The sequence below is a fragment of the Nostoc sp. CCY 9925 genome, from assembly GCF_963920935.1.
Lineage (GTDB): Bacteria > Cyanobacteriota > Cyanobacteriia > Cyanobacteriales > Nostocaceae > Nostoc.
The window spans coordinates 14,283-26,719 of sequence record NZ_CAWUDO010000046.1 but is presented as its reverse complement, the minus strand read 5'-3'; the positions used below and the strand labels follow the sequence as shown (position 1 = coordinate 26,719).

At 41.4% G+C, this 12,437-nt stretch carries 10 protein-coding genes and 1 pseudogene; 8 read left to right on the top strand and 3 right to left on the bottom strand.

Going from position 1 to position 12,437, the window contains the following annotated elements:
* Window positions 1-220: 220 nt before the first annotated feature.
* Both ACM0OY_RS22025 and lpxD read left to right on the top strand, forming a co-directional pair.
* Entirely contained in the window at window positions 221-952 is a 732-nt protein-coding gene (locus ACM0OY_RS22025) for an iron-containing redox enzyme family protein (protein ID WP_414570970.1), read from the top strand.
* Between the two features lie 334 nt (window positions 953-1,286).
* Window positions 1,287-2,333 (top strand): UDP-3-O-(3-hydroxymyristoyl)glucosamine N-acyltransferase, encoded by a 1,047-nt coding sequence (gene lpxD, locus ACM0OY_RS22020; protein WP_414570969.1) that lies wholly within the window; start codon window positions 1,287-1,289, stop codon window positions 2,331-2,333.
* Window positions 2,334-2,398: 65 nt separating this feature from the next.
* On the opposite strand, the gene ACM0OY_RS22015 is transcribed toward lpxD, so the two are convergent.
* Window positions 2,399-3,307 (bottom strand): CoB--CoM heterodisulfide reductase iron-sulfur subunit B family protein, encoded by a 909-nt coding sequence (locus ACM0OY_RS22015; protein ID WP_414570968.1) that lies wholly within the window; start codon window positions 3,305-3,307, stop codon window positions 2,399-2,401.
* A gap of 271 nt (window positions 3,308-3,578) precedes the next feature.
* On the opposite strand from ACM0OY_RS22015, the gene acpP reads away from it, so the two are divergent.
* The 6 genes and pseudogenes from acpP (at window position 3,579) to ACM0OY_RS21985 (ending at window position 9,984) form a co-directional block, all read left to right on the top strand.
* Entirely contained in the window at window positions 3,579-3,833 is a 255-nt protein-coding gene (gene acpP, locus ACM0OY_RS22010) for an acyl carrier protein (RefSeq protein ID WP_414570967.1), read from the top strand.
* Window positions 3,834-4,003: 170 nt separating this feature from the next.
* Entirely contained in the window at window positions 4,004-5,254 is a 1,251-nt protein-coding gene (gene fabF, locus ACM0OY_RS22005) for a beta-ketoacyl-ACP synthase II (protein WP_414570966.1), read from the top strand.
* A 411-nt stretch (window positions 5,255-5,665) separates the two neighbouring features.
* Window positions 5,666-7,678 (top strand): transketolase, encoded by a 2,013-nt coding sequence (gene tkt / locus ACM0OY_RS22000; RefSeq protein WP_414570965.1) that lies wholly within the window; start codon window positions 5,666-5,668, stop codon window positions 7,676-7,678.
* A gap of 174 nt (window positions 7,679-7,852) precedes the next feature.
* The gene (locus ACM0OY_RS21995; RefSeq protein WP_414570964.1) at window positions 7,853-8,710 is read left to right on the top strand and encodes a CHAT domain-containing protein; all 858 of its coding nucleotides are present in this window, start codon (window positions 7,853-7,855) and stop codon (window positions 8,708-8,710) included.
* 100 nt (window positions 8,711-8,810) lie between these two features.
* Window positions 8,811-9,251: pseudogene (locus ACM0OY_RS21990) on the top strand (Uma2 family endonuclease); the annotation flags it as partial.
* A gap of 334 nt (window positions 9,252-9,585) precedes the next feature.
* Complete coding sequence (locus tag ACM0OY_RS21985) at window positions 9,586-9,984, top strand: hypothetical protein (protein WP_414570963.1); 399 nt, start codon at window positions 9,586-9,588, stop codon at window positions 9,982-9,984.
* Between the two features lie 253 nt (window positions 9,985-10,237).
* On the opposite strand, the gene ACM0OY_RS21980 is transcribed toward ACM0OY_RS21985, so the two are convergent.
* Together ACM0OY_RS21980 and ACM0OY_RS21975 are read right to left on the bottom strand one after the other, a co-directional pair.
* On the bottom strand, window positions 10,238-10,426 hold the full coding sequence (locus tag ACM0OY_RS21980; protein ID WP_414570962.1) for a hypothetical protein: 189 nt from the start codon (window positions 10,424-10,426) through the stop codon (window positions 10,238-10,240).
* Between the two features lie 408 nt (window positions 10,427-10,834).
* On the bottom strand, window positions 10,835-12,379 hold the full coding sequence (locus tag ACM0OY_RS21975) for a hypothetical protein (RefSeq protein WP_414570961.1): 1,545 nt from the start codon (window positions 12,377-12,379) through the stop codon (window positions 10,835-10,837).
* Window positions 12,380-12,437 lie beyond the last annotated feature (58 nt).

Below are 12,437 nucleotides of genomic sequence, written 5' to 3'. Positions count from 1 at the left end.
TTTGAAATTTACGTTTAACTACGGTTAACAAATGTCGATTTTAATACTTAATAAAACTCTAAAAAATCTAATTCTTTATCATCATTTGCAAATAAAGTCTAAAGCATAGTTAGAAAAGATATGCATTTTTTTGCTATGCAAACTGCGCGATTCATTATTCATGATTGGCGCCAAATTAGACAATTCAGTATCAACAACAACCCACTGTTCAGCAAAAGAAATGGCTACAATTCTTTCTTTAGACACTCACACATCCAAGCAACTCCACCAAATTTTATTAGAGATAACAACTGCACAGGATTTATCTCTGCATCCCTTTGTGCAGCGCTTTGCCAACGGAGAATTATCACAAGACGCAATCCGCCAGTTTGCGATGAAAATGCTACCTGGCTCAAATAGATTCAATATGGCTTTTTTGAAAGTTGCCTCAAAAATGGATAGTTACTATGCTAGAACCATTATGCTAGAAAATGCGTTTACAGAGCATGGACAACTCAAGCCAGACCTCGCTCATGTGGCACTTTTTATGCGCTTTATGGAAGGTATTGATTGTCCTAAAATTGATGTGAATGCAGACGATGGAGCATTTCTGATTCCAGCGTTACGCTTTAAGAAATTTGAGTTTTGCGATGATGAACCCATAGTGCGTTCCTTAGGAAGATTTGCTGCAATTGAGCAAGTTCTACCCGCTATCTTCACCAAATATATCCAAGGACTTCGCAAAATATTTAAGGGGATTGATGACCATACAATTGAATATTTTCATCTGCATTGCTACTTAGATCCAGAACATACAGATGAATTAATTCAAGTAACCCAACTCTACACCAAGTCAGAAAAAGATGTTGAACTCTTTCGTGATGGAGTTCAAGATATGGTTAGATCAATTGCTGATATGTTTTCTTGGATGGATGAAAACCTGGAAAAAGAAGCGTTAGCTTTACGAAGCTAAAAAGGGATGGGGTATGGGAGGTGTGGCAATACGCTTGGGATAACCCTTTTTCTCTCCCCCTGCCTCCCCTGCTTCCCCTGCTCAACAACAGCCTGCCTAAACAGATAAATTTCCTTAACCCAAGCGTATTGGGAGGTGTGGGAGGATGGAAAGAAATCTTGCCCCCTTTTCTCCCCACACTCCCCCATCTCCTCATCTCCCCACTCCCTAATCCTCATTACGGTATGTGGTTTTTTGAGATTTTCTCAGTGTAATAGCTGATTGATAAACGCAATGGTATCTTAGCGTGTTACTGATGTAATAACCTTAGAACTTTGATTTGCGTTTTTTACTAATGAAATTCAGCGAAATCTTACACCAATTCGGCGACGCAGCTACGGTTCATAGCCTGAGTGTTGATCCAGACCATGACCCAGAAATTACAGGAGTCGCGGCTATTGATGAGGCTAATAAAGGCAATCTCAGCTACGTGGAGGGGGCAAAATTTGGATCTTTTATCGCTAAGACCAATGCTAGTGCTTTAATTTTGCCCCAGGATGAAAAGTTACAGGCGATCGCACAACAACATGGTATTGTCTGGTTAAGTACTCCAGAACCGCGATTGTTGTTTGCTAAAGCGATCGCAATTTTTTACCAACCATATCGCCCCGCCCCAGAAATTCATCCCAGTGCTGTGATTCACTCCACAGCAAAAATTGGTAGTCATGTTTATATTGGCCCTCACGTTGTGATTGAACAAGGGGTGGAAGTTGGCAATGATGCAATTATCCATCCGAATGTGGTGGTCTATCCAGATGTCAAAATAGGCGATCGCACTATTTTACACGCCAATTGCACCATCCACGAACGCACCCACATTGGTGCAGATTGCGTTATTCACAGTGGCGCTGTCATCGGCGCAGAAGGCTTTGGTTTTGTTCCTACCCGTACTGGTTGGTTCAAAATGGAACAATCCGGCTATACAGTTTTAGAAGATGGCGTGGTAATTGGCTGCAATAGTGCCGTTGACCGGCCAGCCGTAGGGGAAACACGGGTAGGCCGAAATACAGTAATTGACAACTTAGTGCAAATAGGCCACGGTTGCCAAATAGGTTCTGGTTGTGCTATTGCAGGTCAGGCCGGCTTATCGGGCGCTGTCAAACTGGGAAATCGCGTTATCTTAGCTGGACAAGCGGGAATCGCCAATAAAGTGAAGTTGGGAGATGGGGCGATAGTATCTGCCCAAACTGGAATTCTCAGTGATGTTGCACCAGGAGAAATTGTCTCAGGAACTCCTGCAATGCCCCACAAAGTATATCTCAAGGCATCTGCTATTTACCATCGCCTGCCAGATATCTATCAATCCTTAAAAGAATTGCAACGTAAACTCAACAATAGCTAGTATGAGTCATTAGTCATTAGTCCTTTGTCCTTTGCTAATGACTAATGACTAATGACAAAGGACGATCAAAAAAAGCCCAATTTCTCTAACACTGGCTTTGTAGAAACAATGTGCCGGTCTAAACCCAGTTCTTTTGGACTCACCCCAACAGCTAAAGCAATCAACTGGGGTAAATGTAACACTGGTAAACCTAGCCTTTGTTCGATTACCTTTTCCACCTCTGGCTGGCGGGAATCTAAATTTAAGTGGCACAAAGGACAAGGTGTAACCATACAATCAGCACCCAAAGCTAAGGCTTCCTGAATATGCATCCCCGCCATCTTGAAAGATTGGGTAGTGGCATAACTAGAAAGCGGCCAACCACAACATTGTGTCCGACCTCGGTAATAAATTGGTGTTGCACCCACCGCCCGAAAAACATTTTCCATTGCTTCTGGTTGGAAAGGGTCGTCATAAGGCATAGACTTTTGAGCGCGGAGGAGATAACAGCCATAAAAAGCCGCACATTTTAATCCAGTTAATTTCCGAGTCACACGTTTGGTAATTTCCTCTAAACCGTAATCTGTTACTAAGGCGTAGAGGAGATGTTTAACATCAGTACTGCCACGATAAGGCGAACAGCCTTCTTTATGCAGCAAGCCATTGACTTGTTCGATGTAGCCAGGGTTAGTGGTTTGGCATTCCTTGAGATGTTCGTTAACGTGACCGATAACACCTTGACAAGTGCTGCAATGGGTAAGCAACGGCAGATTTAACTCTTCTGCTAGGGCAATATTTCTGGCGTTGACTGTATCTTCCAGCAGTTGGGAATCTTCTTTAAAGGTTCCCGAACCACAGCAAGCAGCTTTTTTAAGTTCAACTAGTTGAATGCCCAGTGCTTGAGTGAGGGCTTGAGTTGACTGATAAAGTTCCCGACATGCTCCTTGGGCAACACAACCAGGAAAGTAAGCGTATTTTAGTGTCTGAGATAGCATATAACTATAGTTTGGGTTAGAGCGATCGCTCTAGACAATAATCAATCGGAAAACACAAGCATTTACACGGTGTCGGCGATGGCGCAGTACGCCCTACTGTTCAACTGTACAAAGAAAACTGAGCGATTCTTTTGAGTCAAGGCTAGAGTTTTCTAACAGAAAAAGCTTTAGCAGTATACTGGCGATCGCGCTTGACGATAAGATGTATATGCTCAAAAAAATGTCTCCTATAATGAGCAGATTCTAGCAATTAGTTGAGGACTTTATATCTATGAGCCAAACGGAACTTTTTGACAAAGTTAAAGAAATCGTTGCCGAACAGCTTAGTGTTGACAAGGGTACCGAAATCAAACCAGAATCGACATTTATGGAAGATTTAGGTGCTGATTCCTTAGATACCGTTGAATTAGTAATGGCTTTGGAAGAAGAATTTGATATTGAAATTCCCGACGAAGCTGCCGAAGGAATTTTAACGGTTCAAGACGCTGTAAATTACATTAGCGACAAAGTTACCACATCAGCTTAATTGAGAATTGCGGATTGGGGATTGGGGACTCTTGAAGATTTTTCTCTCGCAGCTAGTCGCCAGTACCTAGTCACTAATCTCGAATTCTTTGCCTGCTTCGTTTTGAAAAGTTCAGATCGCCGGAAGCCGGCGCTTTGACTTTTCGCTTTTTCGCCACCTTTAACTGAATCATGACAGATCTTACACGTAAACGCGTTGTTGTAACTGGTGTTGGCGCGATTACACCTATTGGTAACACAGCAACAGAATATTGGGATGGATTATTGAGTGGACGCAATGGCATTGACTACATCACATTTTTTGATGCGTCTCGCCATGATTGCCGCATCGCTGGTGAAGTGAAAAACTTCGATCCACATGATTACTTGGAGCGCAAAGAGGCCAAGCGGATGGATCGATTTGCCCAATTTGGGGTTGCAGGAGCAAAACAAGCTATATCTGACGCGCAGTTAGTTATCAATGACTTAAACGCGGAACAGGTGGGTGTCATGATCGGTTCTGGCGTCGGTGGCATCAAAGTATTAGAAGATCAGCAAACTGTCTACCTCAACCGCGGGCCCGATCGCTGTAGTCCATTCATGATACCGATGATGATTGCCAATATGGCAGCAGGACTAACAGCAATTCACACAGGTGCTAAAGGACCGAATTCCTGTGCTGTAACTGCCTGTGCGGCTGGCTCCAACGCCATTGGAGATGCTTTTCGCTTAATTCAAGGGGGATATGCCAAAGCAATGATTTGCGGTGGCACAGAGGCCGCCGTCACACCATTGTCGGTGGCTGGATTTGCTGCCTGCAAGGCGCTATCTTTTCGTAATGATGACCCAGCTCATGCTTGCCGTCCCTTTGACCGCGATCGCGACGGTTTTGTTTTGGGTGAAGGTGCAGGAATTTTAATTCTAGAAGAACTGGAACACGCCATCAGTCGCGGCGCTCACATTTATGCCGAAATGATCGGCTATGGTATGACCTGTGACGCTTACCACATAACTTCCCCCGTACCCGGTGGACTAGGCGCAGCCAGAGCCATAGAACTGGCTCTCAAGGATGCAGGAATAACTCCCCAACAAATCAGCTACATTAATGCTCACGGCACTAGCACGCCAGCTAACGATTCAACTGAAACCTCAGCCATCAAAAAAGCCTTGGGAGAACATGCCTATAAAGTGGCAATCAGTTCCACCAAATCGATGACAGGTCATTTATTGGGCGGTTCTGGAGGCATCGAAGCAGTCGCAACAGTACTGGCGATCGCTAATGACCAAATTCCCCCAACAATCAACCTCGAAAATCCCGATCCAGAATGTGACTTAGATTACGTACCAAACTCTAGCCGCGCTCAAAAAGTTGAAGTGGCACTATCCAATTCTTTCGGGTTTGGCGGTCATAATGTCACACTGGCCTTTAAGAAACACCTTTAAAACAAGTCAGGAGTCAGAATTCAGAAGTCAGCAGGGAAGAACTTTCTATCTCTCCCTCTGTCCCTCTGCCCCTCTGCCCCATGCCCCATCCTCAGTGCCAAAAGTACTATAGATATCATTCTGATATAGACCAAGGGTTCAATATGACCCAATTATCAGCTTGATTTATCACCAGAAACTCCGGACATCCCGCTTGTCCATCGACAATCGGGAATGGGATGATGAGGATACTGTGGGAAATTTTAATCAGTGTTCAGTTATCAATGAACAGTTACCACGCTTATATGGGAAACTCAAACCCAATGAATAAAACTGTTAACTGTTAATTGTTAACCGTGAACTGTGAAAAAGAAACCCAGCAAGAGTGAGAAGCTCAAAGAGTGCTAACCCGTCGTTAAAAACAATCATATTATGGCTGTTGCAACCCAATCCCTCGAAGAACTTTGTATTAACTCGATCCGCTTCTTGGCTATTGACGCCGTAGAAAAGGCAAAATCGGGACACCCAGGGCTGCCGATGGGCGCGGCTCCCATGGCCTTTGTACTATGGGATCGCTTTTTGCGGTTTAATCCCAAAAATCCCAAATGGTTTAATCGCGATCGCTTTGTCTTGTCCGCCGGCCATGGCTCGATGTTGCAGTATGCCCTGCTCTACTTAGCAGGCTTCGACAGCGTAACGATTGAAGATATCAAGCAATTTCGTCAGTGGGAATCTAAAACCCCTGGACACCCAGAAAACTTCATGACCGCAGGCGTGGAAGTGACCACTGGACCACTAGGTCAAGGAATTGCCAATGGAGTTGGTTTGGCGATCGCGGAAGCACATCTCGCCGCAAAATACAATAAAGCCGATGCCAAGATTGTTGACCATTACACCTACGTAATTCTGGGTGACGGTTGCAACATGGAAGGCATTTCTGGTGAAGCTTGTTCTTTCGCAGGACACTTGGGATTAGGCAAACTCATCGCTCTGTACGACGACAACCACATCTCTATCGACGGTTCCACAGATGTGGCATTCACTGAAGATGTTTCTAAGCGGTTTGAAGCTTACGGTTGGCATGTCCAACACGTTCAAGAAGGCAACACTGACCTCGAAGGAATTGCCAAAGCAATTGAAGCAGCCAAAGCTGTCACCGATAAACCTTCTTTTATTAAGGTAACAACCACCATCGGTTACGGTTCCCCCAATAAAGCAAACACCGCTGGCGTTCACGGCGCTGCTTTGGGTGGAGACGAAATAGCACTGACACGTAAAAATTTGGGTTGGGAATACGAGCCTTTTGTAGTTCCCCAAGACGCCCTCAATCATGCACGCAAAGCAGTAGAACGCGGCGCAGGCTATGAAGCTGAGTGGAACGAAGCATTTGCTGACTACAAAGCTAAGTATGCCCAAGAAGCAGCCGAATTTGAACGCTATGTCAGCAGCAAACTACCTGATGGTTGGGATCAAGTACTACCCACTTACACTCCTGAAGACAAAGGACTGCCAACCCGCAAACACTCAGAAACCTGCCTCAACAAAATAGCAGCAGTTTTACCTGAGTTAATCGGTGGTTCTGCTGACTTGACCCACTCAAACCTTACCGAAATCAAGGGTAAAGGCGACTTCCAGAAAGGGCAATACCAAAACCCCAACATCCACTTTGGTGTCCGGGAACACGCTATGGGCGCAATCTGTAATGGTATTGCGTTGCACAGTTCGGGATTAATTCCCTACGGCGCGACGTTCTTGATCTTCACAGACTATATGCGTGCTGCCATCCGCTTATCCGCCCTCTCTCAAGCTGGGGTGATTTGGGTGATGACTCACGACTCCATTGGACAAGGTGAAGATGGCCCAACCCACCAACCTATCGAAACCCTAGCTTCCCTGCGGGCTATTCCTAACCTGACGGTGATTCGCCCCGCAGATGGAACAGAAACCTCTGGTGCTTATAAGGTGGCGATCGAAAGAGCAAAGGGAAATGCCCCAACTTTGTTGGCATTCACCCGTCAAAATGTCCCCAACTTGGCAGGTACTTCCATTGAGGGCGTGACCAAGGGTGGTTACACAGTGGTGGATTCCGACGGGACGCCAGAGTTGATCATAATTGGTACTGGTTCAGAATTGAGCCTCGCCGTCACCGCAGCCGAGAAACTCACAGCCGAAGGTAAGAAAGTCCGTGTTGTTTCCCTACCTGCGTGGGATTTATTTGAAGCTCAGGACGCAGCTTATAAAGAGTCTGTATTGCCGAAAGCTGTCACCAAGCGCTTAGCTGTAGAAGCTGGCTCCAGTTTCGGTTGGCATAAGTACGTAGGTACCGAAGGCGATGTTGTTAGTATCGATCGCTTTGGTGCTTCCGCTCCTGGTGGTGTTTGTCTAGAGAAGTTTGGTTTTAGCGTTGATAATGTGTTAGCTAAGGCTAAGCAATTGTTGGGTTAATAGCAACAGAATATTCTTGTAATCTTGTATGGGGTGGGTCGAAAGTCCCACCCTTTTTTGTTTTTGAATTCAGCTTGTAAGTACCTAGTAAAATTAATATTAGCCAACTTAATGCCAAGTAAGCGTTTGAATCAATCTTGATGGATAATTTAACTTTTTGCAAAAGTTACTCATATGAATGAAGTTACAGAAATTTTAATTTTATCAGCAAATCCTAAAAATACGAATCGTCTACGCTTAGATGAAGAAGTTCGGGAAATTGAGGAAGGTTTACAACGTTCCAGAAATCGAGAGCAATTTAAAATCCGTTCAAAATTCGCGGTACGTCTCAGAGACTTACGTCGGGCACTGTTGGATTATGAACCACAGATAGTTCATTTTTCTGGACATGGAGAAGTAAATGGTCTAGCAGTAGAAGATGAGGTTGGAAATGCTGTTTTACTTAATCCAGATGCTCTTGAAGGTTTGTTCGAGTTATTCACTGACAAAGTAAAGTGTGTACTCCTCAATGCGTGTTATTCAGAATTACAAGTGAAGGGAATTAGTAAACATATCCAGTATGTCATTGGAATAAGACAAGGCATTACCGACAAAGCTGCACTTGAGTTTTCTGTAGGATTCTATGATGCTGTTGGCGCTGGAAAATCTATTGAAGAAGCGTTTAGATTTGGTCGTAATGCGATTCAAATATACAATATTCCTGAGCATTTAAATCCAATTATCTTAAAAAGCGTAAATATTCATTTCCACTCATTTTTAGGAGGAATATTAGACACCAAAGATTATGTATTTAAATTTAGAGCAGAATGCGCTCATGATGTGAATGAATTAGAGAAAATTATTGGGAAACATGTAACAAAAATCATTCAAGTTAGGGAATCTCTTTTACCAGATGTAGAAGTAGAAATTTATGTAAATCTGTCACTTAATGAACTTCGTAACGCTATGAGAAAAATTGAAGATGGACATGTTATGGTACAAACCGTAGCACCTAAAGATAAATATACAGGAGAGCGAGACTACTCGCTTTGATGGGTTAGTATAATTATTATGATAAAATTAAGATGTGTACCACAAAACTATTTTGTATATAAAGTAGTAATGTAGGTTAGGTAGAAATGAATAGAACTCGCCGACTTTAAATGGTCAAGTACGCCGTTCTTATGTATTGTGGCAAGAATACGTAGCGCCGTTGATTGTTTTGGAATTTGTCTCTGGGAATGGTGACGAAGAACGAGACAAAACACCAATTACAGGTAAGTTTTGGGTTTATGAACAAGCAATTAGAGTTCCCTTTTATGGCATTTATGAAGTGAAAAAAGCCAGCGTCGAGGTGTATCAATTGCTCAGAGGTGCATATCAGCTAATACTTGCTAATGATCGCGGACATTATCCGATTGAACCAATGGGTGTAGAATTGGGAATTTGGCAAGGTCGCTATCAGAATCTAGAATTACCTTGGTTGCGGTGGTGGGATCATCAAGGTAATTTGCTACAAACAGGGTGGGAGCGTTCAGAACGCTTGGCTGCTAAGCTCAGAGAATTAAATATTAACCCCGACGAGTTAGTTTAACTATTTTGACTACTACCTTTAGATAGATACGGTAAACACTACGCGGTTTAGCATTGGAAATCAAACTTTCATGTCCGAAAAATCCTACTATACATTTAATTTATTTTGTCAATGCGTAGTCCCTAGAATTACCTACTAAATAGGCAAGGCCTTCTCTAGACTGAATATAACTTCATGCTTTTAGTAGAAGTAATTATGACTTGGTAAATGTCACTATATATATGTTCTCAAACAATAAATAGTTGCTGTTGTCCAAACGAAAAAATCAGATTTTGTCTGACTCCAGTAACTTTGAACTTTATTCAATTGTTTGATGTTTTGAGAAGGTAACATAATGAATACAATCCTAAAACGCACACTTTTACCCAGCCTCATGGCTGCAAGTTTAGCTGGCGTTACTTTAGTACCCGCTAAACCAGCCGCTGCTGACGATCAAGTACTACGCGATATCGGTATTGGGGCTGCTGCCAATGTGGTAACCGGGGCTATTAGGGGAAATGGTGATTTCTTAGGTAATGCTGTTAAGGGTGGTGCCACTGGTGCAGCCGTGAATGGTGCAAACGGACTAAGAGGCGATCGCCGTCACCGGAACGCTGCTCAAGATGTCGGTGTCGGTGCAGGCGCTAGCGCATTAACCGGTGTAATTACAGGCGATCGTAAAGATACCGTTGGCAATGCTATTGATGGTGCAGCTGTGGGTGGAGCAATCCATCTCCTCACTAATGGCAAATAAACATTAGGAACTTATCCTTTCGCTAATTTCTCTCCTTTTAGGATGAGTAGATCAAACCCCCCTTTCCTACTACGAAAGGGGGGTTGTCAGACCAGATTTATATTAAGATATACGCCAGATTTTAAAGAAAATGGAGTAGATAAACTTACTTCCAAAGCCAGGTATAAACCCTGTTTTAATTCAGAATTCAGAATCCTGAATTCTGAATTCTGCTCTATGTCACCGTCAAGTTCAGATAACTTAATAGTAAAATCTAGCCCTTTAATGCCTTTCTAAAGTTTCGGCGATAGGATTGATTAGTAATAAACAAAGCTGGCCATAGCAAAGATAAACCAATGCGATTGGTCAAAGTTGGATTAAAATTAGTCCGTCCAAATCCAGTCCAGAATTTCCAAACGCCACCCGCATAAGCCACTGCTAAGACAAAAATAATAAAGTTCATTCTCATCAACTCCGTTAGTAACTGACAGAATTTAAATTAAGTTTTACCACAGAAGGTAAGTAGTTCATAACCAATACGGAGAAGGTATCAATAAACTCCTCAGTCTTTGAAATCTAAGTCAATTAACGACACATTCTCTTATTCCAGTGTAAAGTAGCCTCACCCATCACAGCTACTTATCAGCAGCGGTAAGCTAGTCAAAGGATCTAAAAGCTTGACTTTTGGGTGTTTTGGCGACATATTCTGCTTGCAGAACAATCAAGCCTTTAGTTTCTAAAACAGAACAGTGCTGTAAAATCCCTAAAAAAACAGGATTAGTTCCTTGGTGTAGCTTTAATGAAATATGTCTTGCTTGCTATGCACTGCTGTAATCTGCTTGAGAACTTCAAAATTTTGTCGCGTATTATCTTATACTTCACCTACCCAATAAAGATAATATCGTTCACTATCCACCCAATTTCTCTCAAAATCTTTAATCGGAACAATCTTCAAATCATTGCGGTTGACATTCAGTTTTTGATTTAAAATCAGCAAAATTTTCTTTTGCTCACTTTGATTTTTGAATAGAGAATTAATTTGGCTTAATATCTCAGCTTGTTCAACATCTTGACGACCTTTGTTAAATAGGGTAAAACTTCCCATTTTCTGAAGCTCAGGATAGTAAAATTTTCGATTGAGATAACCCGATAAAGGAGCCATATTCGCATCTCTACTGGCAACAATAAATTCATTATCTAACCCAGCTTTTTGAATATATTGAGCAGTCTCACGACTGGCAGAAAATGGTAAAACTAAATCTCTTGAAAAGCTATAAATACCTCCCAAAAGCTGGACATAAAGAATTAACATTAAAGCGATATGATGCCATTTGTGAACAAATGTAATTGAATTTGGATGAATAGAAAACTTATTGAGTAAAACTAGAGACTCTTGATAATAACTTCCCAGCCATAAAGCTGCTATCAAAATTAAGTAGAAATGTCCAAAATGCCGAGGCATACCTGTAAATCTCAAGTATGTAAAGGCAAATATTATGCAATTTCCTATAATATATAAAAATAAAGGAACTGGCTTTTTAGATAATTTAATCAAGGTTAAAATTGCAATAAATAAAGTAATTATTCCACAAATAATTAAGTCCAGCCATTTTCTATGTTGAGGAATAATTAATAAATAGCTACCAAATATTCTACCTATGCTTCTTAAAAAGTGACGTAAATCTAATTGCATTATCCAACCATTATTTAACCCGCCATACAGATAACTATCTGTTGGAGGAGTAATAATATAAATGGATAGAATAAAAGAGAAAACGATAATTAAACTACTTAAAAATAAGTCATATTTTTTACTTTGATTAAAATACTGCTTGCGATGTTCGCTATCAAAACAAAATTCAGCTAGCAATGTCAAAGATAAAGAAAATGATACTAATAAACCATAAGCGCTACTATTTGCTAGTAAACCCAATAAAATTGCTAAATAAGCATAAGTTATTTTTCTGGATGAAAAAATTGTACAGAATGCAAAAGTAAACAATACACTGAAAGCATAGTTTCGAGAAATTAAAAGATATTCGTAAAAAGTAAAATAACCAAATGAAAACAGGAATTTTTGTTGATAATTAAAAGGGCTATATAGGCAAAAAATCGTAACTGAAACAACACTAATTGCCCAATGAAAAATTTGCATAATAATAGGATTGTCAACTATTTTTCTCAGAAGTGTCAGAGAAAAATACCATAAAACAGGATGACCTTCATAACGAATATTTGCAATTAAATCCCCCAAAGATTCACTATCTCTGACAATAAGCCAGGGATTTAGTTCATCTCGCCACATCGAATGGTTGAGAATACCTATTAAACCAAGAACAGAAAAAATAATTATAATAAACCAAGGAGAATGAAAAGGTAATCTCGAAGTATATTTGATGATTTTTTTGTTTAACATTGTTCATGCAAAATTAAATTTATTTGGCTCAAATTTATATACAGTAGAATTCATAACT

Coding starts and splice junctions, on each gene's coding strand:
- acpP (WP_414570967.1), top strand. CDS start 3,579: ATGAGCCAAACGGAACTTTTTGACAAAGTTAAAGAAATCGTTGCCGAA.
- ACM0OY_RS21985 (WP_414570963.1), top strand. CDS start 9,586: ATGAATACAATCCTAAAACGCACACTTTTACCCAGCCTCATGGCTGCA.
- lpxD (WP_414570969.1), top strand. CDS start 1,287: ATGAAATTCAGCGAAATCTTACACCAATTCGGCGACGCAGCTACGGTT.
- tkt (WP_414570965.1), top strand. CDS start 5,666: ATGGCTGTTGCAACCCAATCCCTCGAAGAACTTTGTATTAACTCGATC.
- ACM0OY_RS22015 (WP_414570968.1), bottom strand. CDS start 3,307: ATGCTATCTCAGACACTAAAATACGCTTACTTTCCTGGTTGTGTTGCC.
- ACM0OY_RS21975 (WP_414570961.1), bottom strand. CDS start 12,379: ATGTTAAACAAAAAAATCATCAAATATACTTCGAGATTACCTTTTCAT.
- fabF (WP_414570966.1), top strand. CDS start 4,004: ATGACAGATCTTACACGTAAACGCGTTGTTGTAACTGGTGTTGGCGCG.
- ACM0OY_RS21995 (WP_414570964.1), top strand. CDS start 7,853: ATGAATGAAGTTACAGAAATTTTAATTTTATCAGCAAATCCTAAAAAT.
- ACM0OY_RS21980 (WP_414570962.1), bottom strand. CDS start 10,426: ATGAACTTTATTATTTTTGTCTTAGCAGTGGCTTATGCGGGTGGCGTT.
- ACM0OY_RS22025 (WP_414570970.1), top strand. CDS start 221: ATGGCTACAATTCTTTCTTTAGACACTCACACATCCAAGCAACTCCAC.